Below are 24,203 nucleotides of genomic sequence, written 5' to 3' on the forward strand. Positions count from 1 at the left end.
TCAGTCTGCGGCCTGCTGCATCAATGCTTCGAGCTTGCGCGTGTCGGCAGCAAAGGCGCGAATGCCTTCGGCCAGCTTTTCGGTGCCCATGGCGTCTTCGTTGAGGGCCAGGCGGAACCCGGCCTCGTCGTAGTGCACGGGATCGAGCTCCAGGGTCCGCGCCGCCTCGGGGTCCAGGGCGCGCGCCAGAGGCGCATCGCTGGCGCCCAGCTGGGCCAGCAGTTCGGGGGCAATGGTCAACAGGTCACAGCCGGCCAGTGCCACGATCTGGCCCGTGTTGCGAAAGCTCGCGCCCATGACCTCGGTGGCGATGCCGAAGTGCTTGTAGTGCTCGTAGATGGCACGCACGGAACGCACGCCGGGGTCGTTGGCGCCGGCCATGGCGGCCTCGTCCCACTGGGCGCCGGCCTGCTTCTTGTACCAGTCGTAGATGCGGCCCACAAAGGGAGAGATCAGCTGCACCTTGGCCTGGCCGCAGGCCACGGCCTGGCAGAACGAGAACAGCAGCGTGAGGTTGGTGTGGATGCCGCGCAGCTCCAGCTGGCGCGCCGCCTCGATGCCTTCCCAGGTGGAGGCGATCTTGATGAGCACGCGGTCGATGTGCACGCCTTCGGCCTGGTACAGCTCGATCAGGCGCTCGGCACGCGCCACGGTGGCCGAGGTATTGAAGGACAGGCGCGCATCGACTTCGGTGGAGACGCGGCCCGGAATGGTGTTCAGGATCTCGCAGCCGAAGCGCACCAGCATGCGGTCCATGACCTCGTCGAGGCTGCGGCCCTTGTACTGGGCCACGGTGGCACGCATCAGCGGTGCGTACTCGGGCTTTTGCACCGCCTTGAGGATGAGCGAGGGATTGGTGGTCGCATCCCGTGGCTGGAACTGGGCCAGTTGGTGGAAGTCGCCGGTATCGGCCACCACGGTCGTGTACTGTCGAAGCGCATCAAGCTGGTTCATGGAACATCCTTTGGGCGGGAGCCTGGCGAGGGGCGGCATCGCACCAGGGCGGTGCGGTTGTACCGGCAAATCCTCCGAGTGTATGCGCGCGCATGGTTTGCATCGGCGTCAGGAAAGTAAGCGAAGGCTGCCGCTCATGCAAAATGCGCGCTGGACCTGCCTTGCGGCAACCGCTTCCCTTTACCCACAGAACAACGCCCACCGCCTAATGCTGGACCGCATCACCGCCTCGCTGCCCTCGCTTGCTCCCGCCGAACAACGCGTGGCCCGCCTGGTGCTGGCCGATCCACGGGCCTTCGCACGGCAGCCGGTGCGCGAACTGGCCGAGCGTGCCCACGTCAGCAAGCCGACGGTGGTGCGCTTTTGCCGCAGCATGGGCTACGACGGCCTGGCCGATTTCAAACTCAAGCTGGCCGGCAGCGTCAGCGAGGGCGTGCCCTTCATCCACCGCAGCGTGGACACCGACGACAAGACCAGCGACGTGATGGTCAAGGTGGTGGACAACGCCGTGGCCGCCTTCCTGCAATACCGCAATGCCGCCAGCACCACGGCCATAGAGCAGGCGGCGCAGGCCATCGCCTCGACCTGGCAGACGGGGCGGCGCATCGAGTTCTACGGCGCAGGCAATTCGGGCATCGTGGCGCAGGACGCGCAGCACAAGTTCTTTCGCCTGGGCGTGACCAGCCTGGCCACCAGCGACGGCCACATGCAGGTGATGAGCGCCACCCTGCTAGGACCCGGCGACTGCGCGGTGATCATCTCCAACTCGGGCCGCACGCGCGACCTGATGGACGCCGCCGACATCGCGCGCAAGAACGGCGCCACCACGATTGCCATCACCGCCAGCGGCTCGCCCCTGGCCTCGGCCTGCCACATCCATCTGGCCGCCGACCATCCCGAGGGCTACGACCGCTACAGCCCCATGGTGTCGCGCCTGCTGCACCTGCTGGTCATCGACGTTCTGGCCACCTGCGTGGCGCTGCGCATCGGCCCGGCCCTGCAGCCTGCGCTGGAGCAGATGAAGAACAACCTGCGGGCCAAGCGCTACACGTAGCACCGGCCCCAGGCCCACCCGCCTCGTTCAGCCCTGCCAGCGCCTGAGCACCAGCGAGGCGTTGACACCGCCAAAGCCGAAACCGTTGACCAGGGCATGCTCCATGGCCCAGGGCCTGGCCGCGCCGGCGATCAGGTCCAGCCCCTGGGCCAGGGGATCGGGCTCCACGAGATTGCGCGTGGCCGGCGCCATCTGGTCGCGCAGCGCCAGCACCGTGAAGATGGCCGCCACCGCGCCCGCCGCGCCCAGCAAATGGCCCGTGGCCGACTTGGTGGAGCTGATCGCCACGCCGCTGCCCTCGCCAAACAGGGAGCGCATGGCCGCCAGCTCGCCGCGGTCGCCCACGGGCGTGGAGGTGGCGTGGGCATTGAGGTACTGCAGCTGATCCGGCGACAGCCCGGCCATGGCCAGCGCCTGCGCCATGCTGCGGCGCGCGCCGTCGCCATCTTCCGGCCCCGAGGTGATGTGATAGGCATCGGCGCTGGTGCCGTAGCCCACCACTTCGGCCAGCGGCACGGCGCCGCGCGCCAGGGCGTGGTCCAGCCCCTCCAGCACCAGGGCGCCCGCGCCCTCGCCCATGACAAAGCCGTCGCGGCCTGTGTCGAAGGGGCGAGAGGCCTCTTCGGGGCGGTCGTTGTATCCCGTGGAAAGGGCCTTGGCCGCCGAGAACGCACCCAGGCTCACGCGGTCGATGGCAGCCTCGGCGCCGCCGCACAGCGCCACATCGGCCTCGCCCGAACGGATCATGCGCAGGCCGTCGCCCACCGCCTGAACGCTGGCCGCGCAGGCAGTGACCGGCGCACCCAGCGGGCCCTTGAGCCCATGGCGTATCGACACATGCCCGGCCGCGAGATTCACCAGGAAAGACGGCACGGTGAATGGCGACAGGCGCGACACCCCCCGGCTGTCCGTGGTGCGCACGGCCTGGGCAATGGCGCCAAAGCCGCCGATGCCCGAGGCAATGATGCAGGCCGTGCGCGTGCGTTCCTGCTCGCTGGTCGGCTGCCAGCCGGCCTGGGCCAGGGCCTGGTCCGAAGCGTCCAGCGCCAGCGGAATGAAGCGATCCATCTTGCGCTGGTCCTTGGGCGAAACCACGGCATCGATGTCCCAGCCGCCTTCCGGGTCCCGGGCCAGGTCGGGCACCTGGCCTGCCACCTGGCCCGGCACATCGGGCGCCAGATCCTCGGGCAGCCGGCTCAGGCCCGATGCGCCGGACAGCAGCCGGCGCCAGGCCAATTCAGTGCCCCGCCCCAGCGGCGAGACCATGCCCATGCCCGTGATGACCACGCGGCGAGGCAGGTGGGCAGCCGTATGGGCCGTATTCATGAGCCGCTCCTGGCACACCGTACGGAGGTCGGAGCGGGCCCAGGCAGCAGGCTGCGCAGAAGTGAACAGGCATTCATCGGTTCTTCCCTGTAGAGTGCACAGCCCCTGCAGAACATGGCGCACAGGCCATGGCAGGGGCTGATTTATGATGATGGCCGTCATCATAAACGTGTTTTGATAACGACCACAATCATTGGACAGCGCACATGAAAGTCACGAAAGCCCAGGCCGCGCAGAACCGGCAGGACATCCTCGAAGCCGCCGCGCGGCTGTACCGCGAGCACGGGCTGGACGGCGTCGGCGTGGCCGAGGTGACGCGCGGCGCGGGGCTCACGCACGGCGGGCTCTATCGCCACTTCGAATCCAAGGATGCGCTGGTGCGCGAGGCCTGCGCACGCGCCTTCGACTGGTCCATCGCGCCGCTGGACGGCCTGCAGGGTGAACAGGCCGGCAGCCTTGCCGCGCGCGTGCAGTCCTATCTGTCGCCACAGCACCGCGACAGCCCCGGCGAGGGCTGCCCCGCTGCCGCGCTGGCCGTGGACGTGGCCCGGGCAGGCGGCGATCTTTCAGCGGTGTTCGCCGAAGGGGTGGAACGCAACATCGGCAGATTTGCGCGCGTGATCGGCACACTTGGCGACGCTCAGGCACCCGATGCCGCACAGCGCGCCCAGGCCATGGCCATGCTCAGCAGCATGGTGGGCGCCCTGGTCCTGGCACGCGCCACGGTCGCAGCCAATCCAGCCTTGTCCGACGAGATTCTGAAAACGGTGCAGGCCCACCTTCTTGCGCCCGAGAGCCAGGCCCGTTGACCCGCTCCGCCTGCGCTATACGTCCTGCGAATGCAGCGGCATGGCCTGCTCGATCAGGCTGGCGTGCAGGGCAGCGCCCAGCGGCAGCACTTCGTCGTTGAAGTCATACCGGCTGCTGTGCAGCGGCACCCCGGGCTGGGCGCCCGTGGATTGCCCCAGGCGCAGGTAGGCACCGGGCTTGTGCTGCAGCATGAACGAAAAGTCCTCGGCCCCCATGCTGGGCTCCAGCTGCCGGTCCAGGTTCTCCACCCCCACCAGCGACTGGGCCACATCGGCAGCAAAGGCGGCTTCCGTGGGGGAGTTGATGGTGGCGGGATAGATGCGCTCGTAGTTGACCTTGGCCGTGGCACCCAGCCCCAGCGCCACCGCGCTGCACAACTCCTGCAGGCGCTGCTCGACACGGTCCTGCACGGCGGGGTCGAAGGTCCGCACGGTTCCCACCAGCGTTGCCGTGCCCGGCATCACGCTGAAGGCACCCAGGTCCCCGGCCTGCACGGCGCACAGGCTGATGACGGCGCTGTCGATGGCGCGCACATTGCGCGAGACGATGCTCTGCACCGCCGTGGTGATGTGCGCGGCCGCCAGTACCACGTCCACCGTCTGGTAGGGATGCGCACCATGGCCGCCGCGCCCCGTGATCTCGATGGTGATGCGGTCGGCAGCCGCCATCATCGCGCCCATGTTGATGCCCACCGTGCCCGCACGCATGGCGGGCCAGTTGTGCATGGCGTACACGGCCTGCATCGGAAAGCGGTCGAAAAGACCATCGGCAATCATGGCCCGCGCACCACCGCGCCCTTCCTCGGCGGGCTGAAAGACCAGCACGGCCGAGCCATCGAAGCGCCGCGTCGCGGCCAGGTAGCGGGCGGCGCCCACCAGCATGGTCGTATGGCCGTCATGCCCGCAGCCGTGCATCAGCCCCTGCTTGCCGGACTTCCAGGGAAATTCGTTGTGCTCGACCATGGGCAGTGCGTCCATGTCGGCACGCAGGCCCACCATGGCGCCCGAACTGTGGCCCTGCCCGCGGATCACGGCCACCAGGCCCGTGGTGCCCAGGCCCTCATGGATCTCGTCCACACCGCACTGGCGCAAGGCCTCCTTGACGCGCGCCGCCGTGAAACGCTCCTCGAATCCCAGCTCCGGATGCGCATGCAGCTCGCGGCGCAGCGCCGTCAGCTCCGGGTGGTACTGGGCGATCTGGGCAAAGGCCCGACCGCCTGCCTTGTATCGAGTGGCTTCCATAGCCTTGGTTCTTTCGCTTCGTTGGCCTGCGCATTACCTTAACGCAGGAAATCGCGCCCGCCCACCGTCAGCCCATCGACAGGAAACAAAAAGGCCTCCCGAAGGAGGCCTTTCGTTGCGCAGACGCCGCGTGCTCAGAAGCGATGGCGCAGGCCGACGGTGAAGCCCGTGCGCTTGGTGGCGCCATTGGCGTCCAGCATCACGCCCGAGCCGCCGCTGGTCTTGGTGTGGTCCAGGGCCACATAGGCATCGGTACGCTTGGAGAAGGCGTAGTCGACCACCGCCACCAGGAAGTCTGCCTTGCCATTGAAATTACCCGTGCCCGAGCCCGACTGCTTGGCATGGTAGTAATGCGCGCCCACATTGATCTGGGGCGTGATCTGGTAGCCGAAGCCCATCTTGTACATCTGGCGCTTGTTGGCGTCGCCGGCCACGAAGCCGCCGTTGGACGAGCCTGTCCAGAAGGAATTGAGGATGGCCTGGTCGAATCCACCGCCTGCGGTTGCCGCCGGGAACGCGTCCTTGCGCTTGTTCAGGCCGTAGCCCAGGTTGACGTACCAGGGGCCCACACGGTACGAGCCGCCCAGGGTATAGGCATCGACCTTGGTGCCGGCCGGCAGCGTGGTGCCCAGGTAGCCGGCGCCTGCGGAGATGCCGCTTTGCGAATAACGCAGATAGCCGCCGGCCGTCTTGATGGCGCCACCAGGGGCCACACCGGTGCCGACCTTGTCGAAGGTGTTGTTCTCGTCGAACGAATACTGCAGGGCACCGCGCACGGGGCCGAACTCGGCCAGGTACTTGACCATGTTGCTGGCGCGCGCGCCCATGGACATGCCGATTTCAGGCTTGTAGGCCTCCATGTACGGCGAGTACGGGAAGGAGGCATAGGTGGAGGTCACCAGGTCGAACAGCATGTTGTACTGGCGGCCCAGGGTGACCTGGCCAAAGCTCTTGCTGCGCAGGCCCACCCAGGATTGCTGGAAGTAGCTGGCTGCAGCCTGCTCGCCGGTGTCGGTGAGGAAACGGGCTTCCAGGTTGGCAATGGCTGCCAGACCGCCGCCCAGGTCCTCGGTGATGTTGATGCCCCAGCGGCTTTGCGACATGCCGCCGCCGATCATCTGGGTCTTGCCGCTCTTGGTCGGGCCTTCATTGGTGGTGTGGCGCACGCCGGCATCGACGATGCCGTACAGCTGCACGCTGCTTTGCTGGGCGAATGCTGCCAAGGGTGCCGTTGCTGCCAACACCGCCAGTGCCACGCTCTTTTTCACGAATGAAGAATTCATTGTGTTGTCTCTCTCTTGTTAACGATTGGTTGGTGGAAATTTCATTCTAGAAACGCTTTTCCCGCCTCGTCACCGTTGGCACAAGCACAACACAGGTCTTTCCCTAGCACAAAACAAAAGAGCCAGTCCGAAGACTGGCTCTTTTTTGCTTCAAATGGCAACTGGCTTACGCCAGCCGTTCATTAGAAAGCGTGGCGGATGCCGACTTGCACGCCAGTCTGGCTTTCGCCAGCTTGCACGCCACCAGCGTACACGCCCTTGGCTTGCAGGCCCAGGGTCGACAGATCCTTGTTCTTCAGGAACGCCAGGTTGCCGTACAGAGCGGTGCGCTTGGACAGGTTGTGGACGTAGCCCAGAGTGATCTGGTGAGCCTTGGAGTCGATGGCCTTTTGGTCGTACAGAGCGTATTGCAGCTTGACTTCGCCCACGCCGCCGACGGGAGCCGAAGCGCCCAGCATGTAGGAGTTGGTCTTGATGTCGCCGCCGATGTCACGCTTGAACTTGGTCTGTTGCAGCAGGCCGCTCAGCTTGGCAACGCCGAAGTTGTACGAAGCACCCAGGGTGATTTCGTCACGGTCGGTAGCCAGGCCGCCAACGGCAGTCTTTTGCTGGGCCAGGCCCAGGCTGGCGCTCAGGGGGCCGTTGTCGTATGCAACGTAACCGCCGATGTAACGGCCGACGCTGTCAGCAGTACCGATGGTTTGCTTTTCGTCGAAAGCGTAGCCAAAGCCGGCGTTGAAACCGCCGAAGTTGGGGGTGTAGTACGAGATCAGGTTGTTAGCGCGGATGCCGTTGTCGTCGGCGCCTTGGCCAGCTGCCCAGTTACGGAAGCCCATGAATTGGCCGATACCGGTGGCGCTGAACAGGTCGTAGGAGGTCAGCTTTTGGAAGGTCGGGACTTGGTCACGGCCCAGGCGCACTTCACCGAAGTTGCCCGACAGGCTCACGGTCGAACGACGCTTGAAGTTGAAGCCGCTGGCGTTGCCATCGTCACCGAAGATTTCGCCTTCCAGCCAGAAGCCAGCCTTCAGACCACCACCCAGGTCTTCCGTGCCGCGCAGGCCCAGACGGCTCGTGGAAGCGCCGCTGGTGCCCAGGCCGTAACGGCTGTCGCCAGCTGCGTCCTTGTTCACGTAGGCAACGCCAGTGTCGACGATACCGAACAGGGTCACGGAGGATTGAGCCATTGCGGCGCCGGAAGCAGCCAGCACTGCCAGGGCAATCAGAGATTTTTTCATTACGAGTTACTCCAAGGTTTAGAAGGGCGCCGGTCGTGAGGAAGAGAGGCTTGGCCTGATGCTCCACCGGTTTCCCGCGCCAACCTCCTGGTGGGGAAGTTAGGGCCTATTGCACCAGACCACCGCTGCCCATGCAAAGAAATTCACCCACAAACGGGCATTACCCCCCGTTTTTCGTTGCACTGCCGCAACAAACCTGCAAGCCAACACAATCAGGCCCAACCCGAACATCGCGCCGGCCTTGTTGCGCTTGCACAAAGAGAGGGCATGGCGTCCTGGTGTACCGTTCAGACCCTGAATTTGCCAAGATTTTCCGCTCTAGGGACCGCCCATGGACAAGATACTGACTGCCGCCGATGCGGCGCTTCGCACCCTGTTTGCACAGCCTTCCGCCGCCGAACGCTCCCCGGCCGCCGGCATCGCGGAGGGAGAGCTGACCGAGGCACAGCGTCGGCTGTCGGGCGCCTTGATGCGCGTCAATCACGTCGGAGAGGTCTGCGCCCAGGCGCTGTACAACGCCCAGGCCATGGTGACGCGCGACATGGTGCTGCGCGAGCACCTGTTGGAGGCGGCGCGCGAGGAGACCGACCACCTGGCATGGACCCGCGACCGGCTCAACGCCCTGGGTGACCGGCCCAGCCTGCTGAACCCGCTGTGGTTTGCCGGCGCCTTCGCCATCGGTGTGGTGGCCGCCAAGATCAGCGACGCGGCCAGCCTGGGGTTTGTGGTTGAGACGGAGGAGCAGGTGTCCGCCCATCTGGAAAGCCATCTGGGCCTGTTGCCCGAGGAAGACCGCGCCTCACTGGCCGTGGTGGCCCGCATGAAGGATGACGAGGAACGCCATGCCGCCGCTGCGCGCGAAGCTGGCGCCCTGCAATTGCCGCCCCCCGCCCGCGCCCTGATGCGCCTGGCAGCCAAGGTGATGACGACAACCGCCCACCGCATCTGAACCTTCAGAAACATCTGAAACAGCATTCCATCCAAAAAAAGCGGGCATTGCCCGCTTTCTTCATTTCAGGAGGGGCGCCGAGGCGCCAGCCCAGCCATCGGCGGCATCAGGCCTCGACGATGTCGAATCCCGTGGTGATCTCGGCCGTCTTGCCCAGCATGATGGTGGCCGAGCAGTATTTGTCATGGCTCATGGCGATGGCACGTTCCACCGCACCCGTGGGCAGGCCCGTGCCGCTGACGGTGAACTGCATGTGGATCTTGGTGAACACCTTGGGGTCCGCATCGGCGCGCTCCGAGGTGAGCTTGACGCTGCAGCCTTTGACGGCATGCCTGCCGCGCTTGAGGATCAGCACCACGTCATAGGCCGTGCAGCCACCGGCGCCGGCCAGCAGCATCTCCATGGGGCGGGGCGCCTGGTTCTGCCCCCCATTGGCGGGGTTGGCCGCATCCGGCGCCCCATCCATATTGACCACGTGGCCGCTGCCCGTTTCCGCCACGAAGCCCATGCCCGAGCGCATGCCGGTCGTGCCGCCTGTCCAACTCACTGTGCATTCCATTGTTGCGTCCTCAAAAAACTGTTGCTATTTTGCATCAACTACACAAAAACCCTGATTTTGTTGCAACGCAGCACCTGCCGTGCATACAATGCACCCAAGCGTTATCTGAAGGGTTAACCCGGACACCCCTCCAGATGGACTGCAGATTGTGAACCAACTTCGCTCTGCATCGCACCAGTTGTCTCCTCCACCTCCTCTATTGGTGGATTCAGCCCCCGGCTTTACAGCCTGGGGCTTTTTTTTGGTTTCGTCGCTCCCGGCCTGTGCAGGACGCTGCACTGCAGCATGATTCACAAGCGCCTATGATGGCCGCCTGACACCGACGGGCCGCCTCCCGGCCTGCTGCTCTCCAGCCTTTCGCCGACGATGAACCACCCCCTGACCCCTGCCGACTACCTGACCAAGATCCTTACCGCGCGCGTCTATGACGTGGCCGTGGAGTCGGACCTGGAGCCCGCCAAGGCGCTGAGCCGCCGCCTGCACAACAAGGTGCTGCTCAAGCGCGAGGACCAGCAGCCGGTGTTCAGCTTCAAACTGCGCGGCGCCTATAACAAGATGGCGCACCTGTCGGCCGAGCAGCTGGAAAAGGGCGTGATCTGTGCCTCGGCCGGCAACCATGCGCAAGGCGTGGCCCTGGGCGCACGCAAGCTCGGCTGCCGTGCCGTGATCGTGATGCCGACCACCACGCCCCAGGTCAAGATCGATGCTGTGCAGGCGCTGGGCGGCGAGGTGGAACTGGCCGGTGAAAGCTATTCCGACGCCTACAAGCACGCCGTCAAGCTGCAAAAGGAAAAGGGCCTGACCTTTGTGCACCCCTTCGACGATCCCTACGTGATCGCCGGCCAGGGCACGATTGCCATGGAAATGCTGAGCCAGCTGCAAAAGCTGGGCAGCCCGCGCCTGGACGCGGTCTTTGTCGCCATCGGCGGCGGCGGCCTGATCTCGGGCGTGGCCAACTACATCAAGGCCGTGCGCCCCGACGTGAAGGTGATCGGCGTGCACACCAAGGATTCGGACGCCATGCTGCAGTCCGTGCGCGCCGGCCACCGCGTGGAGCTGGCCGACGTGGGCCTGTTCGCCGACGGCACGGCCGTCAAGCTGGTGGGCGAGGAAACCTTCCGCATCGCCCAGGGCCTGGTGGACGACTACGTGGTGGTCGACACCGACGCCGTCTGCGCCGCGATCAAGGACATCTTCGTGGACACGCGCTCCATCGTCGAGCCGTCCGGCGCCCTGGCCGTGGCGGCCATCAAGCAGTACGTTGCCAAGCACAAGACCAAGGGCGAGACCTATGCCGCCATTTTGTGCGGCGCCAACATGAACTTCGACCGGCTGCGCTTCGTGGCCGAGCGGGCCGAGGTGGGCGAGGAGCGCGAGGCCCTGTTCGCCGTGACCATCCCAGAGGAACGCGGCAGCTTCAAGCGCTTTTGCGAAGCGGTGGGCAAGCTGCCCGGCGGCCCGCGCAACGTGACCGAATTCAACTACCGCATCAGCCACGAGAACAAGGCCCATGTCTTCGTGGGCCTGACCACGGCAGCACGCGGCGAGTCCGAGAAGATCGCCAGGAACTTCGAGAAGCAGGGCTTCGAGGCGCTGGACCTGACCTTCGACGACATGGCCAAGGAGCATCTGCGCCACATGGTCGGCGGCCATTCGCCGCTGGCGCAGGAAGAGCGCCTGCTGCGCTTTGTCTTCCCCGAGCGCCCCGGCGCACTGTTCAAGTTCCTCAGCCTGATGGCGCCGACCTGGAACATCTCGCTGTTCCACTACCGCAACCAGGGCGCCGACTACGGCCGCATCCTGGTCGGCATGCAGGTGCCCGCCAAGGATGGCAAGAAATTCGACGCCTTCCTGAGCAATCTTGGCTACCCCTGGGTCGAGGAAACCGCCAACCCGGCCTACCAGCTTTTCCTCAAGTGACGGACCTGGCTGGCCGGCACTGACACGCCCATGCAGCCGCTTCGCCACTTTGTCCTGGCCGTCCAGTTCTTCAGCCGCATCCCGGTCACGGGGCGGCTGGCCGCCTGGGCTGGCTGGAGCCCCCAGCTGCAGCATGCCAGCGTTGCCCATCTGCCCGGCGTCGGCTGGCTGGTGGGCGCATGGGGCGCAGCGTGCCTGATGGCAACGGGCTGGCTGCTGGCGCCCAGCCCCTGGATGCCGCTGGTTGCCGCCGTTCTTTCCACCGTGGCCACGCTGTGGCTGACCGGGGGACTGCATGAAGACGGATTGGCCGATGTGGCCGACGGCCTGGGCGGCTTTGTCCCGCCCGAGCGCGCGCTGGAAATCATGAAGGATTCGCGCCTGGGCGCCTACGGCGCCATGGCCCTGGTGATGGCGCTGCTGGCCAAGCTATCCCTGGTCGCGCTGCTGGTCGACATCCACGTGCAATGGGCGGCCTTGCTGCTGTGCAGCATCCATGTGCTGTCGCGCATTGCGCCGCTGACCCTCATGCAATGCCTTCCCTATGTGGGCCAGGCCGCCCACTCCAAGGCCTTGCACGCCGCGGGTCGGCCATTGGCTGCCAGGGGCCTGGTCGCGGCAATTCTCTGGTGCCTGCCCGCCCTGGCGCTGACAGGCTGGCTGGGGGGCCTGCCGCTGGTCATCGGCCTGGTCCTGCCCGGCGCCCTGGCCACGGCCGCCATGGTGCACTGGCTGCGCCGCCGGCTGGGCGGCATGACGGGAGATTGCCTGGGAGCTGCCCAGCAGGTCTGTGAACTGGCCATGCTGCTGGGGGCTGCCGCCGTACTGGTGCGCGTGCCATGAACTGCGCCTGCACCAACCCGGCACCACGCCTTTGGCTGGTACGCCATGCCCGCCCCCTGGTGGCGCCCGGCATCTGCTATGGCCGACTCGACATGCAAGCCGACGCCCAGGCCACGGCCGATGCAGCGCAGGCCCTGCATCTCGCCCTGCCTGCGGATTGCCGGCTGGTGCATTCGCCCCTGCGCCGATGCCGTCAATTGGCCCGGGCCCTGCAGGCACTGCGGCCCGGCCTGGCATCGGCAGCGGACAGCCGCCTGCTGGAGATGGACTTCGGCGAGTGGGAAGGCCAGCCCTGGGATGCGCTGGACCGCAGCGCCATCGATGCCTGGGCGGCAGACCTTGCCGGGCACGCGCCGGGCCGGGGAGAGTCCCTGGCGACCATGCTGCGCAGAGTGGATGAGGCCTTGCAGCAGGCGAGCAGGGGTTCGGTGGGCGATGGCGCCGCACGCGACACCGTCTGGATCACCCATGCCGGCGTGGCGCGCTGCGTGCAATGGCTGATGCGCGAAGGCAGCGCCTTGCCCCAGGCGGCCCAATGGACGCTGCCCGCGCCTGACTTTGGCGGCTGGCTGGCGCTGGACCTGCCGTTGCCGCGTTGACCGGGATCAGCGCTTGTCGGGCAGGGGAATCTGCAGCGTGATGGAAGCCGGGCCATCGACCCTGGGCCCCAGGCGCGCCTCGCGGCCCGACACCGACTGCAGCACCACGCCGTCTTCCACGGCGCGCCCCACGCGGAAGGGCTTGGCCGGCTGGTTGCCCACGGCGATGACCGCCGCTCCGCCGCCGCTGTCGCGCCCGGCCAGCACACCGACCAGCGCATAGCGCGAGACCACAGGCGCTGCAGCGGGGGCAACGGCGCCCTGCGCGGCCGCCACGCCTCCCAGCGCCTGCGCCAGCGCGGGCGCATCGACCTGCAAGGGCTCGGCGGGCGCGGGTGGCACGGGCGCTCCCGCGCCGCCGTTGCCCAGGCGCATGGCCCAGAAAGCCACGACGCCGGCAGCCAGCAGCCAGAGCACGAATGTGGCCGCCTTGACATGCCAGGTCCGGGCCTGGCCGCGGTTCAATGAAAGTGTCACCATCGCGCGATTATGATGGAGCGATATGTCCAATTTGCTGCACCGTTCCATGACCAGCCTTCCCCGCCGTCCGTTGCCTGCCCTGCGCACTGCCGTCCAGCGCGGCTTCACGCTGATCGAGCTGATGGTGGTCCTGGTCATCATCGGCGTGCTGGCGGCCCTGATCGTGCCCAATGTGCTGGACCGCGCCGACGATGCCCGCGTCACGGCTGCACGCACCGACATCACCAACATCTCCCAGGCGCTCAAGCTCTATCGCCTGGACAACCAGCGCTACCCCACGGCCGAGCAGGGCCTGCAGGCCCTGATCGTCCGCCCCACGAGCGGGCCGCTGCCCAACAACTGGAAGCCCTACCTGGAAAAGCTGCCCAACGATCCCTGGGGCCGCCCCTACCAGTACCTGAATCCTGGCATCAAGGGCCCCATCGACATCATGTCCTTTGGCGCCGACGGCCAGGCCGGCGGAGAGGGCAAGGATGCCGACATCGGCAGCTGGCAATAAGTCGATGGCCCGGGCGACGGCCCGCAGGGGCCGCGCCGCACCGCACCACAGGCCCGCACTCCCAGCGGGCCTGCCTGCTCTCATGCCCCGCCAGACCGCTCCCTCCTCCCTGTCCACCCCTTCGCGCGGCTTCACCCTGCTGGAGCTGATGGTCGTCATCAGCATCATGGCGATTGCCGCCGCAGGCGTGAGCCTGTCGCTGCGCGACAGCGGACAGGCTCAGCTGGAGCGCGAGGCCGAACGCCTGGCCGCGCTGCTGGAGTCGGCCCGCGCCCAGGCCCGTGCCAACGGCGTGCCCGTTCGCTGGCGGCCCATGCCGCAAGGCTTTCGCTTCGAGGGACTGCCGGCCAGCGCGCAATTGCCTTCCCAATGGCTGCAGCCCGGTGTGCAGGCGCAGCCGGCCACGCCGCTGGTGCTGGGCCCCGAGCCACTGATTCCGCCCCAGTCCGTCACGCTGACGCTGCGCGACTCCACCAGCCCGCCGCTGCGCGTGGCCACGGATGGACTGCGCCCCTTTGCCGTGCAGTCCCTGCCATGACAGCCCTCCACGGACCGCGCCGAAAGCACGGTGCCCCCAGGCGCCCGGCACGCGGCTTCACGCTGATCGAGGTGCTGGTGGCCCTGGGCATCGTGGGCATTGCGCTCATGGCCGGTCTGCAGGCCACATCAGCCCTGACGCTCAATGCCGAGCGCCAGTCCGAGGTGCTGCTGGCCCAGCTGTGCGCGCAAAACGAGCTGGTGCGCATGCGCCTGTCGCGCCAGATGCCGCCCGTGGGCGACAACAGCCTGACCTGCGAGCAGGGCGGCCGGCAGCTGCAGGTCCGGCTCAGCGTGCGGCCCACGCCCAATCCCAGCTTCCGCCGTGTCGATGCCCTGGTGGTCACGGCAGAGCACCCCGTGCTGCGCGTATCCACCATCGTGGGACGCTTCTGAATGCGCTTGCGCCCCCCCTCCCGCACGCACGGCTTCACCCTGGTGGAGCTGATGGTGGCCATCGCCGTCATGGCCCTGCTGGCCCTGGTGAGCTGGCGCGGGCTGGACAGCATGGTGCGCTCGCAGGAGACCATTCGTGCCCGCAACGAGCAGCAGATGGTGCTGCAGACCGTCATCGCCCAATGGAATGCCGACCTCGAAGCGCTGATGCCGCTTGAAAACACGCAGGTCATCGACTGGGACGGCCAGGTGCTGCGCATGACCCGCAAGAGCAGCGCCGCCGTGGACGACGGCGCCGTGGTCGTCGCCTGGGCGCGCCGCCAGACGGCCGGGCGCGATCAGTGGCTGCGCTGGCAGTCGCCGCCGCTGCGCACGCGCGCACAGTGGCGCGATGCCTGGAACCAGGGATCGCAATGGGGGCGCAACCCCTCGGACGACCAGCGCCGGCGCGAAACCGTGCTGATGCCCCTGGACCAATGGCGCCTGTACTACTACCGCGACAACGCCTGGAGCAATCCGCAGTCCAGCGGCTCGGACAACGGCACGGGCACGGTCAACCCGCCGTCCGGCGGCACCAACAGCAGCGCGCAGCTGCCCACGATTCCCGACGGCATCCGCGTCGAACTGACCCTGCCGCCCGACAGCGCCATTCCTGGCCGCGTCACCATGGACTGGGTCAACCCCTTGCGCTCCAACAGCCGATCATGATGCGCGCACCCCGCCCCCTGCCCGGCCGCCGCCGCCACCGTGGCGTGGCCTTGCTGGCCGCCATGCTCACGGTGACCCTGGTGGCCACGTTCGCCGCCACCGCGCTGTGGCAGCAGTGGCGCAGCGTGGAGGTCGAGACCGCCGAGCGCAACCGCATGCAGGCCGCCTGGATCCTGCTGGGTGCGCTGGACTGGTCGCGCGTGGTGCTGGCCGAGGATGCGCGCACCAGCCTGCAGGTGGACCATCTGGCCGAACCCTGGGCCGTGCCGCTGCAGGAGGCGCGCCTGTCCACGTTTCTTGCGGCGCAGAACAACGTCAGCCAGGTCGATGACGGCATGGCCGACATGCAGGACGCCTTTCTCTCGGGCCAGATCATCGACCTGCAGTCGCGCCTGAACCTGCGCAACCTGCTGAGCGCCCCCGACAAGCCCGAAACCCTGCGCCCGCTGTCCCGCCTGCTGGAGCGCCTGAACCTGCCCCCTGCCTATGCCACGCAGATCGTCCAGGCCCTGCGCGCAGCCGCCACCGCTGGCGAGGGCGCGCAATTGCTGATGCCGCGCACGCTGCGCCAGTTCGGCTGGTTGGGCCTGCCGCCCGAGGTCGTCGCGCGCCTGGAGCCCTACATCACCCTGCTGCCCGAGAACACGCCCGTCAACCTCAACACCGCCAGCGCCGAAGTCATCTGGGCCAGCGTGGAGGACCTGACCTGGTCCCAGGCCAGCCAGCTGGTGCAGTTGCGCGCATCGCGCCCGCTGCGCAGCCTGGCCGATGCCTCCAACGCGCTGGGCCTGCCGCAGAAATTCGAAGGACAGAACCTGTCGGTGGCCACCAGCTTCTTCGAGGCGCGTGGCCGCATGCGCCTGGGCGAAATCGTGGCCAGCGAACGCTCCATGTTGCGTCGCAACAACATGACAGTCACTACCATCTGGCGTGAGAGGGGGGACTGGGGATTGCCCGAAGCTCCCGCGCCATGACAGATGGCTGTCACACTCGCCCCCTACAATGCCCGCTTCCGCCCATGAGCACCTTGATTCTTCATCTGCCTGCGGGCCCCGCTGGCGAATACGCCTACGCACTCAGCAGTGACGGCCTGCGCGCCGACCGGCATGGCCACGCCGCCGCAGGCCTGCTGCCCGATCCTGGCCGCACCGGCCAGACGGTTGCCGTGGTGCCGCACCAGGCCTTGTCCTGGCATCTGGTCAGCCTCCCCCATGGCGTGCCTACGGGAAGCCGGCGCGGACATGTGCGCCTGCGCGCCGTGCTCGACGGGCTGCTGGAAGAGCGCCTGCTCGACGAGCCCTCCCAATTGCACCTGGCCCTGCAGCCGCAGGCACGCGCAGGCGAGCCCTGCTGGGTTGCCGCCTGCAACAAGGCCTGGCTCCATGCCCACCTTCAGGCCCTGGAATCCGCAGGGCGGCCCGTGGGCCGCATCGTGCCGGAATGCCCACCCCAGGCCACGCCCCAGCTCTGGGCCGTGGGCTCACCCGAATCGGCCTGGCTGCTGGCCACCGGCCTGAGCACCGCCCCGCAGGGCATGGACTCGCTGGCCTGCCTGCCGCTGCGCACCGACAGTGCCGACCCCGCCATGCTGGCAGCCCTGCTTCAGGCCCTGCCCCCTGACACCCCGATCCAGGCCGACCCGGCGCTGGCCCGCGCCGCCGAGGCCCTGCAGCGCCCCGTCAGCCTGCTGACGGACGCCCAGCGCGGCCTGGCGGCCCGCGCACAAAGCTGGGATCTGGCGCAGTTCGACCTGGATCTGGGCGGCGGCAGCCGCACACGGCGGCGCATGCTCGACGGCTGGCAGAGCTTTCTGCGCGCGCCGCAATGGAAGGCCGCGCGCTGGGGCGCCGTGCTCGCCCTGCTGGCCCAGGTAGTGGGCCTCAATGCCTGGGCCTGGACCGAGAACCGCGCCATCGCAGCCAAGCAGGTCCAGGTGCGCTCCACGCTGGCCACCAGCTTCCCCCGCGTGCCCGTCATCGTCGACGCGCCCGTTCAAATGCAGCGCGAAGTCGCCACGCTGCGCCAGACCGCCGGCGCGCTGACGCAGGGCGACCTGGAGCCCCTGCTGGCCGCCGCATCCCGGGCCCTGCCCGCTGGACAGTTGCCCCAGGCCATGGACTACCAGGACCGGCAGCTGCGCCTCAAGGGCGTCTCGCTGGAGGCCGAGGCACTGGAGCAGGCACAACAACATCTGGCCGGCAGCGGCCTGCGACTGCAGCGCGACGGCGCCGAACTGCTGCTTGCCCAGGAGGCCCGGCCATGAACATGCGCGCATCCCGCCAAAGCCTGGCACCCCTGCGCGCGCGCTGGAATGCCCTGGCGCCGCGTGAACAGAACATGACCCTGCTGGCCGGTGGCGTGGTGGCACTGGCCCTGCTGTGGTGGGTGGCCCTGGCCCCCGCCCTGCACAGCCTGCGCACCGCGCCCGAACGCCATGCCCAGGCCGACCGCCAGTTGCGCCAGATGCAGCTGCTGCAGGCCGAGGCCGAGCAGCTGCGCGGCAACGCACGCCCCGTGGTCGGCGATGCCAAGGCGCTGCTGCAAAGCTCGCTGTCCGCCGAACTGGGCGCCTCCGCCCAATTGAACTGGATGGGCGACCGCGCACAGATCACGCTCAAGGCCGCACCCGCCGCCGCACTGGCGCGCTGGCTGGCCCAGGTCCGCAGCAACACCCACGCCGTTCCGGCCGAGATGAAACTGGCCCGCAGTGCATCTGCAAGCACTGCCGCCGCCTCCGGCGCGGCAGGCGGTGCCGATGCCGTGCGCTGGGATGGCAGCCTGGTGCTGGACCTGCCCTTCGATCCGTCGCGGGCGCCTTGAGCATGCAACGCAAGCCCCGCACCCAGCCGGCCCTGCGCGCACCGCGCGGCTGGGCGCTGGCCGGTGCCCTGTGCGGCCTGGTGGCCACCACCGTCGTCTGGGCGCCCGCCGCCTGGCTGGCGCGCGGCGTGGATTCGGCCACGCAGGGCCAGGTGCTGCTGCAGCAGCCGCGCGGCACGCTGTGGAATGGCTCGGCCTCCCTGGTCTTCACCGGAGGCGCCGGCAGCCGCGACCGCACGGCCCTGCCCACACGGCTGGAATGGACGCTGCGCCCCCGCCTGGACGGCGCCCGCATACAACTGCGCAGCGAATGCTGCACACCCACGCCCGTGGTGCTGGACCTGCTGCCCCGCTGGCAGGGCCTGAGCGCCGTGGTGCATGACAGCGACACGCGCTGGCCCGCCTCCCTGCTGTCCGGTCTGGGCACGCCCTGGAACACGGTGGACCTGCAAGGCCAGCTGCGGCTGGCCACGCAGGCCCTGCAACTGCAGCTGCTGTGGCAATCGGGCCGCTGGCGCAGCGAAGGCAGCACGCGCCTGGAGGCGCTGGCCGTATCCTCACGCCTGTCACCGCTGCGCCCGCTGGGCAGCTACCGGCTGGACATCCTCGGGGGCGACAGTCCGCAGCTGCAGCTCAGTACCCTGACCGGCGACCTGCGCCTGAGCGGCCAGGGCCAATGGGTGGGCCAGCGGCTGCATTTCCAGGGCGAGGCCTCGGCCAGCCCGGAGCGCGAAACCGCGCTGTCCAACCTGCTCAACATTCTGGGACGGCGCCAGGGGCCCCGGTCCATCATTTCCTTTGGTTGATCCATGACTCAGCAGCACACGACCCCGTTCTGGCGCAACACCCTGCACACGCTGGCCGTCAGCGCCATGCTGGCCTGCACCGCTGGCACCGCCCAGGCCCAGCAGACCAATGCACCGGCCGGCGCCACGCCCAGCCTGCGCCCCGGCGAGCCTGTGACACTGAATTTCTCAGGCGCCGACATCGAGGCCGTCTCGCGCGCCATCGGCGCCATCACCAACCGCAACGTGGTGGTCGACCCCCGCGTCAAGGGCCAGATCACGCTGCTGACCGACAGGCCCGTGCCGCCTGCCACCGCCTACCAGCAGTTCCTGGCCGCGCTGCGCCTGCAGGGCTTCACCATTGTCGAATCGGCCGGCCTGTACAAGGTCATCCCTGAAGCCGACGCCAAGCTGCAGGCCAGCGAAGTGGCCGTGGGCGCGAGCCGCAGCAGCGCGGGCAGCCAGATCGTCACCCAGATCTTCAAGCTCAACTACGAGAACGCGGCCAACCTGGTGCCCGTGCTGCGCCCGTTGATCAGCCCCAACAACACCATTAACGTCAACCCGGGCAACAACTCGCTGGTCATCACCGACTACGCTGACAACCTGCAGCGCATCTCGCGCATCGTGGCGACCATGGATGTGTCCAACGCCACCGATGTCGAAATCATCCCGCTGCGCCATGCCGTGGCCACCGACATGGTGGCCCTGGTGTCGCGCCTGATCGAAGGCGGCACGGCCAGCCCCGGCGGCCTCACCGTGACCGCCGGCGGCGCCAATATTCCGGGCCAGAGCGACAACGCCTTCAAGACCTCGCTGATGGCCGAGCCGCGCAGCAACTCCATCGTGCTGCGCGCGGCCAACCCCGCACGCCTGGCCCAGGTGCGCTCGCTGATCGCGCGGCTGGACCAGCCCGCCATGAACGGCGGCGGCGACCAGGGCAACATCCATGTGGTCTATCTGAAGAACGCCGACGCCGTGGCGCTGGCAGCCACCTTGCGCGCAGCCATAGGCGCCCAGGCCACGGCCGCGGGCACGGCCAGCGGCCAGCCCGGTGCGGGCGGCACCACGCCGCAGGGCGGCGGCATGTCCTCCATTCCCACCTCGCAGCCCGTGGTCTCGCGCGACTCCAGCGGCACGGCATCCATGGGCATGGGCTCGTCCTCGGGCCTGGGCAGCGGCGGCGGGGGCGGCGCGCTGGGCGTGGCCCAGCAGCCGTCCACGGGCGGCATGATCCAGGCCGATCCGTCCACCAACTCGCTGATCATCACGGCCCCACCGCCCGTCTATCGCCAACTGCGCGCCGTGATCGACAAGCTCGACGGCCGCCGCGCCCAGGTTCTGATCGAAAGCCTGATCGTCGAAATCAAGGACAACCGGCTGGCCCAGTTCGGCATCCAGTGGCAGGCCATGCTCAGCAACAACGGCCGCGTGATCGGCACCCTGGGCACGAACTCCAATGTGGCGGGCGCCAACATCCTGAACCTGCTCGGCCTGGTCAAGGATGGAGGCCTCGACGGCAGTGCCATCACGGGCGACACGCTGACCAGCCTGAGGGGCACCAACCTCGGCTTCACGCAGCGCGTCAACGGCAAGGACACTCTGGGCTTTCTGGCCAACTTCCTGCAAAACAGCGGTGACGCCAACATCCTGTCCACGCCCAACCTGATGACGCTGGACAACGAGGAGGCGCGCATCATCGTGGGCCAGAACGTGCCCATGGTCACGGGCTCCTACGCCAGCAACTCCACGGGCGGCACGGTCAACCCGTTCACCACGGTGGAGCGCAAGGACGTGGGCCTGATGCTGCGCGTGCGCCCGCAGATCAACGAGAACGGCACGGTGAAGCTGGCCGTGTTCCAGGAGGTCTCCTCGGTGGACGAGTCCACGCGCAAGGACACCAACGGCCTGACCACCAACAAGCGCTCCATCGAGTCCAACGTGCTGGTCGAGGACGGCAACATCGTCGTGCTCGGCGGCCTGATCGACGACAACTACTCCCAGGCCGAGGACCGGGTGCCTCTGCTGGGCGACATCCCCGTGGTCGGCAACCTGTTCCGCAACACCAACCGCAAGCGCAACAAGACCAACCTGATGGTCTTCCTGCGCCCCGTGGTGATGCGCGATGCGACTGCGACCAACCAGGTCTCTTCCGAGCGCTACGAAGCCATCCGCGCGCAGCAACAGAGCCTGCAGCCCGAACCCAGCGCCCTGCTGCGCTCGGTCAATGCCGCGCCCGTGCTGCCCACGCTGACGCCGCAGCCGGACCCCGGCTCGTTCACCAACCCGGCCGCCATCGTCAACGTGCCGGGCGCAAAGCCCGAGCTGATCGACTTCACCCAGCCGCAGCCCGCCGCTCCCGCCGTGCCGGCAGCCCCCGGCGCGCTCTGAGGCAGGAAGGCCCCATGCGCTATCCCCTGCCCTATTCGTTTGCGCGCACCAGCCAGCTGCTGATCGAGGACGACGGCCACGAGCCCCTGCTCTGGCACGGCCCCTCGCCCGACTGGCAGGCCCTGTCCGAAGTCCAGCGCAAGCATGCGGTGCAGCGCTGGCAGATGCTGGATGCGGGCACGCTGGCGCACCGCATCAGCGCCGCCTATTCGCAGGGCGAGTCCAGCGCGGCCCTGGTGGTCAGCGAGGTCGAGTCCGACGCCGACCTCTCGCGCATGATGCAGGAGCTGCCCGCCGTCGAGGACTTGCTGGAGACTGCGGACGACGCACCCATCATCCGCATGCTCAACGCCCTGCTCACGCAGGCCGCGCGCGACGGCGCCAGCGATATTCACATCGAGCCCTATGAGCGCCACTCCAGCGTGCGCTTTCGCGTGGACGGCGACCTGCGCGAGGTCGTGCAGCCCAACCGGGCCCTGCACGCGGCGCTGATCTCGCGCCTGAAAATCATGGCCGACCTGGACATCGCCGAAAAGCGGCTGCCCCAGGACGGCCGCATCAGCCTGCGCCTGGGCACGCGCGCCATCGACGTGCGCGTCTCCACCCTGCCCAGCGCCCATGGCGAGCGCGCCGTGCTGCGCCTGCTGGACAAGAGCGAGAGCAAGCTCAGCCTGGAAGCCGTGGGCATGCAGGGCGAGACGCTGAGGCGGTTCACCCACATGACGGCGCAGCCCCACGGCATCGTGCTGGTCACCGGCCCCACGGGCTCGGGCAAGACCACCACGCTGTACGCGGCGCTGTCGCGCATGGACGCCAGCCACAGCAACATCATGACGGTGGAAGACCCCATCGAGTACGAGCTGGCCGGCGTGGGGCAGACCCAGGTCAACGCCAAGATCGAGCTGACCTTCGCCAAGGCCCTGCGCGCCATCCTGCGCCAGGACCCGGACGTGATCATGATCGGCGAAATCCGCGACTTCGAGACCGCGCAGATCGCCATCCAGGCCTCGCTGACGGGCCACCTGGTGCTGGCCACGCTGCACACCAACGACGCCTCCAGCGCCGTCACCCGCCTGATCGACATGGGCGTGGAGCCGTTCCTGCTGTCGTCCTCCCTGCTGGGCGTGCTGGCACAGCGCCTGGTACGCAAGATCGACACCACCGAGCCCAGCGGCTACCGGGGGCGCACCGGCATCTTCGAGATGCTGGTGGTGGACGACACCATCCGCGCGCAGATCCACCGCCAGGCCAGCGAGGCCGAGATCCGCGACACCGCGCTGGCCTCGGGCATGCACCTGATGCGCGACGACGGCGAGCGGCTGGTGCGCGAGGGCATCACCACGCCCGAGGAAGTGCTGCGCGTCACGCGCGACTAGGCGCAGGCGGCCACGCCCGACCCTGCGCAGCACGGGGCATCCCCGTTTGCCACAATGGTCGGCATGTTGGAATCCCTACGCGCCTGGAGCGCTCCCTATGGCGGCGACCTGTTCCTGTGGGTCGCCACGCTGAGCCTGATCAGCTACATCGCCCTGTGGTGGTTCAAGTCCCGGCTGTCCACCAGCCAACTGCGCCGCGTCATCCGCCTGTCGGCGCTGGTGGCGCTGCCGCTGTCCTGGCTGGCCATCCAGCAGGGCGAGAACCATCTGGCGGCTGCCATCCTCCCCCTGGTCTGGTGCGTGGTGCTGGGCATCACCTGCGCACGGGAAATGTCCAGAAGAAACTGAGTGCGCGAACGCGCACCAGGAATGCCCTGGCGCGGCAAGGCCCGCGCCGCCCCCACCCACCGTGAACTGGAAGTTGGAACCTGCCATGACATCATTCAATGAAGTCCGTCTGTCCATGCTCGACCTCGTGGCCGTGCGCGAAGGCGGCACCGTCGCCGAGGCCCTGGACATTGCGCTGGCCACGGCCCGCAAGGCCGAGGCACTGGGATTCGAGCGCTACTGGCTGGCCGAGCACCACAACATGCCCGGCATCGCCAGCTCGGCCACGGCCGTGCTGATCGGCCATATCGCAGGCGGCACCTCGAAGATCCGCGTGGGCTCGGGCGGCATCATGCTGCCCAACCATGCCCCGCTGGTGGTCGCCGAAGCCTTCGGCACGCTGGCCGAGCTGTACCCGGGCCGCATCGACCTGGGCCTGGGCCGTGCGCCCGGCACCGATGGCGCCACCATGCGCGCCCTGCGCCGCGACCGCGTCGAGACCGAGGAAGACTTCCCGCGCGACGTGATGGAGCTGCAGCGCCTGCTGGCCCCGGCCACGCCCGATCAAAAGCTGGTGGCCACGCCCGGCGCGGGCACCAACGTGCCGATCTGGCTGCTGGGCTCCAGCCTGTTCTCGGCCCAGCTGGCCGCCCACCTGGGCCTGCCCTACGCCTTTGCCTCGCACTTCGCGCCGCGCATGCTCTACCAGGCCGTGCAGCTGTACCGCAGCCTGTTCAAGCCGTCGGCCCAACTGGCCAAGCCCTACGTGATCGTCGGCGCCCCCGTGATCGCCGCGCCCACCGATGACGAGGCCGAGTACCTGGCCAGCAGCACCTACCAGCGCGTGCTGGGCATCATCACGGGCCGGCGCGGACTGCTGCCGCGCCCCATCGAGAACTATGCGGCCCAGCTCGGCGAGCAGGAGCGCCGCGCCATCGGCGACTTCCTGGCCGTGGCCTCCATCGGCGGCCCGGACAAGGTGCGCACGCGCCTGCAGAAGCTGCAGGCCGACACCGAGGCCGACGAGCTGATCCTGGTCAGCGACGTGTATGACCGCGACCTGCGCCTGCGCTCGCTGGAGATCACGGCCGGCGTCATGGGCCGCTGA

25 protein-coding genes are annotated in these 24,203 nt (G+C 68.1%); 18 read left to right on the forward strand and 7 right to left on the reverse strand.

Annotation, left to right across the window (positions count from 1 at the left end; genetic code table 11):
- Entirely contained in the window at nucleotides 1–954 is a 954-nt protein-coding gene (gene tal, locus A4F85_RS27000) for a transaldolase (protein WP_034397078.1), read from the reverse strand.
- 208 nt (nucleotides 955–1,162) lie between these two features.
- On the opposite strand from tal, the gene A4F85_RS27005 reads away from it, so the two are divergent.
- On the forward strand, nucleotides 1,163–2,008 hold the full coding sequence (locus A4F85_RS27005) for a MurR/RpiR family transcriptional regulator (protein WP_016448717.1): 846 nt from the start codon (nucleotides 1,163–1,165) through the stop codon (nucleotides 2,006–2,008).
- 27 nt (nucleotides 2,009–2,035) lie between these two features.
- Here the strand turns inward: A4F85_RS27005 and fabF are convergent, their stop codons facing one another.
- Nucleotides 2,036–3,334 (reverse strand): beta-ketoacyl-ACP synthase II, encoded by a 1,299-nt coding sequence (gene fabF / locus A4F85_RS27010; protein ID WP_063328344.1) that lies wholly within the window; start codon nucleotides 3,332–3,334, stop codon nucleotides 2,036–2,038.
- A gap of 206 nt (nucleotides 3,335–3,540) precedes the next feature.
- On the opposite strand from fabF, the gene A4F85_RS27015 reads away from it, so the two are divergent.
- Nucleotides 3,541–4,143, forward strand: a complete 603-nt coding sequence (locus tag A4F85_RS27015) for a TetR/AcrR family transcriptional regulator (RefSeq protein WP_063328345.1) — start codon at nucleotides 3,541–3,543, stop codon at nucleotides 4,141–4,143.
- A gap of 15 nt (nucleotides 4,144–4,158) precedes the next feature.
- On the opposite strand, the gene A4F85_RS27020 is transcribed toward A4F85_RS27015, so the two are convergent.
- The 3 genes from A4F85_RS27020 to A4F85_RS27030 form a co-directional block, all read right to left on the reverse strand.
- On the reverse strand, nucleotides 4,159–5,385 hold the full coding sequence (locus A4F85_RS27020; protein ID WP_012207476.1) for a M20 aminoacylase family protein: 1,227 nt from the start codon (nucleotides 5,383–5,385) through the stop codon (nucleotides 4,159–4,161).
- A 134-nt stretch (nucleotides 5,386–5,519) separates the two neighbouring features.
- Nucleotides 5,520–6,668, reverse strand: a complete 1,149-nt coding sequence (locus A4F85_RS27025) for a porin (RefSeq protein WP_013800664.1) — start codon at nucleotides 6,666–6,668, stop codon at nucleotides 5,520–5,522.
- Nucleotides 6,669–6,850: 182 nt separating this feature from the next.
- The gene (locus A4F85_RS27030; protein WP_013800663.1) at nucleotides 6,851–7,906 is read right to left on the reverse strand and encodes a porin; all 1,056 of its coding nucleotides are present in this window, start codon (nucleotides 7,904–7,906) and stop codon (nucleotides 6,851–6,853) included.
- 331 nt (nucleotides 7,907–8,237) lie between these two features.
- On the opposite strand from A4F85_RS27030, the gene coq7 reads away from it, so the two are divergent.
- Entirely contained in the window at nucleotides 8,238–8,855 is a 618-nt protein-coding gene (gene coq7 / locus A4F85_RS27035) for a 2-polyprenyl-3-methyl-6-methoxy-1,4-benzoquinone monooxygenase (protein WP_012207480.1), read from the forward strand.
- Between the two features lie 106 nt (nucleotides 8,856–8,961).
- Here the strand turns inward: coq7 and A4F85_RS27040 are convergent, their stop codons facing one another.
- Nucleotides 8,962–9,414, reverse strand: a complete 453-nt coding sequence (locus tag A4F85_RS27040) for an OsmC family protein (RefSeq protein WP_012207481.1) — start codon at nucleotides 9,412–9,414, stop codon at nucleotides 8,962–8,964.
- Between the two features lie 366 nt (nucleotides 9,415–9,780).
- Between A4F85_RS27040 and ilvA the strand changes: the two genes are divergently transcribed.
- Genes ilvA through A4F85_RS27055 form a run of 3 tightly spaced genes read left to right on the forward strand, consistent with a single transcriptional unit; the run spans nucleotide 9,781 to nucleotide 12,776 of the window.
- A complete protein-coding gene (ilvA, locus tag A4F85_RS27045) occupies nucleotides 9,781–11,334 on the forward strand; it encodes a threonine ammonia-lyase, biosynthetic (protein WP_013800662.1) in 1,554 nt (517 codons plus the stop codon).
- 30 nt (nucleotides 11,335–11,364) lie between these two features.
- Nucleotides 11,365–12,177 (forward strand): adenosylcobinamide-GDP ribazoletransferase, encoded by an 813-nt coding sequence (locus A4F85_RS27050; RefSeq protein ID WP_063328346.1) that lies wholly within the window; start codon nucleotides 11,365–11,367, stop codon nucleotides 12,175–12,177.
- Nucleotides 12,174–12,776, forward strand: a complete 603-nt coding sequence (locus A4F85_RS27055) for a histidine phosphatase family protein (protein WP_063328347.1) — start codon at nucleotides 12,174–12,176, stop codon at nucleotides 12,774–12,776. Before A4F85_RS27050 ends, A4F85_RS27055 begins: the two co-directional genes overlap by 4 nt.
- Before the next feature lie 6 nt (nucleotides 12,777–12,782).
- Here A4F85_RS27055 and A4F85_RS27060 read toward each other — a convergent pair whose 3' ends face one another.
- A complete protein-coding gene (locus A4F85_RS27060; protein ID WP_034397087.1) occupies nucleotides 12,783–13,256 on the reverse strand; it encodes a type II secretion system protein N in 474 nt (157 codons plus the stop codon).
- A 22-nt stretch (nucleotides 13,257–13,278) separates the two neighbouring features.
- On the opposite strand from A4F85_RS27060, the gene gspG reads away from it, so the two are divergent.
- The 12 genes from gspG (at nucleotide 13,279) to A4F85_RS27120 (ending at nucleotide 24,203) form a co-directional block, all read left to right on the forward strand.
- Nucleotides 13,279–13,755 carry a type II secretion system major pseudopilin GspG gene (gene gspG, locus A4F85_RS27065; RefSeq protein WP_012207486.1) on the forward strand — a complete coding sequence of 159 codons (477 nt, stop codon included), beginning with the start codon at nucleotides 13,279–13,281 and terminating at the stop codon, nucleotides 13,753–13,755.
- A gap of 82 nt (nucleotides 13,756–13,837) precedes the next feature.
- Nucleotides 13,838–14,293: a GspH/FimT family pseudopilin gene (locus A4F85_RS27070; RefSeq protein WP_034397088.1), complete on the forward strand. Its 456-nt coding sequence runs from the start codon at nucleotides 13,838–13,840 to the stop codon at nucleotides 14,291–14,293.
- Complete coding sequence (gene gspI, locus A4F85_RS27075) at nucleotides 14,290–14,688, forward strand: type II secretion system minor pseudopilin GspI (protein ID WP_063328348.1); 399 nt, start codon at nucleotides 14,290–14,292, stop codon at nucleotides 14,686–14,688. Before A4F85_RS27070 ends, gspI begins: the two co-directional genes overlap by 4 nt.
- Nucleotides 14,689–15,396: a prepilin-type N-terminal cleavage/methylation domain-containing protein gene (locus A4F85_RS27080; RefSeq protein ID WP_063328349.1), complete on the forward strand. Its 708-nt coding sequence runs from the start codon at nucleotides 14,689–14,691 to the stop codon at nucleotides 15,394–15,396.
- Nucleotides 15,393–16,370, forward strand: a complete 978-nt coding sequence (gspK, locus tag A4F85_RS27085; protein ID WP_063328350.1) for a type II secretion system minor pseudopilin GspK — start codon at nucleotides 15,393–15,395, stop codon at nucleotides 16,368–16,370. The genes A4F85_RS27080 and gspK overlap by 4 nt, the downstream gene beginning before the upstream one ends.
- 44 nt (nucleotides 16,371–16,414) lie before the next feature.
- The gene (gene gspL / locus A4F85_RS27090; RefSeq protein ID WP_063328351.1) at nucleotides 16,415–17,659 is read left to right on the forward strand and encodes a type II secretion system protein GspL; all 1,245 of its coding nucleotides are present in this window, start codon (nucleotides 16,415–16,417) and stop codon (nucleotides 17,657–17,659) included.
- Nucleotides 17,656–18,216: a type II secretion system protein GspM gene (gene gspM / locus A4F85_RS27095; RefSeq protein ID WP_063328352.1), complete on the forward strand. Its 561-nt coding sequence runs from the start codon at nucleotides 17,656–17,658 to the stop codon at nucleotides 18,214–18,216. Before gspL ends, gspM begins: the two co-directional genes overlap by 4 nt.
- 2 nt (nucleotides 18,217–18,218) lie before the next feature.
- Entirely contained in the window at nucleotides 18,219–19,022 is an 804-nt protein-coding gene (gene gspN / locus A4F85_RS27100) for a type II secretion system protein N (protein WP_012207493.1), read from the forward strand.
- Between the two features lie 3 nt (nucleotides 19,023–19,025).
- The gene (gene gspD, locus A4F85_RS27105; RefSeq protein WP_063328353.1) at nucleotides 19,026–21,392 is read left to right on the forward strand and encodes a type II secretion system secretin GspD; all 2,367 of its coding nucleotides are present in this window, start codon (nucleotides 19,026–19,028) and stop codon (nucleotides 21,390–21,392) included.
- A gap of 14 nt (nucleotides 21,393–21,406) precedes the next feature.
- Nucleotides 21,407–22,768, forward strand: coding sequence for a GspE/PulE family protein (locus tag A4F85_RS27110; RefSeq protein ID WP_063328354.1), 1,362 nt, complete (start codon nucleotides 21,407–21,409; stop codon nucleotides 22,766–22,768).
- A 63-nt stretch (nucleotides 22,769–22,831) separates the two neighbouring features.
- Nucleotides 22,832–23,116, forward strand: a complete 285-nt coding sequence (locus A4F85_RS27115) for a hypothetical protein (protein ID WP_223275171.1) — start codon at nucleotides 22,832–22,834, stop codon at nucleotides 23,114–23,116.
- Between the two features lie 85 nt (nucleotides 23,117–23,201).
- Nucleotides 23,202–24,203: an LLM class flavin-dependent oxidoreductase gene (locus A4F85_RS27120; RefSeq protein WP_016448739.1), complete on the forward strand. Its 1,002-nt coding sequence runs from the start codon at nucleotides 23,202–23,204 to the stop codon at nucleotides 24,201–24,203.

The sequence above is a fragment of the Delftia sp. GW456-R20 genome (assembly GCF_001622915.1).
Classification (GTDB): domain Bacteria; phylum Pseudomonadota; class Gammaproteobacteria; order Burkholderiales; family Burkholderiaceae_C; genus Comamonas; species Comamonas acidovorans.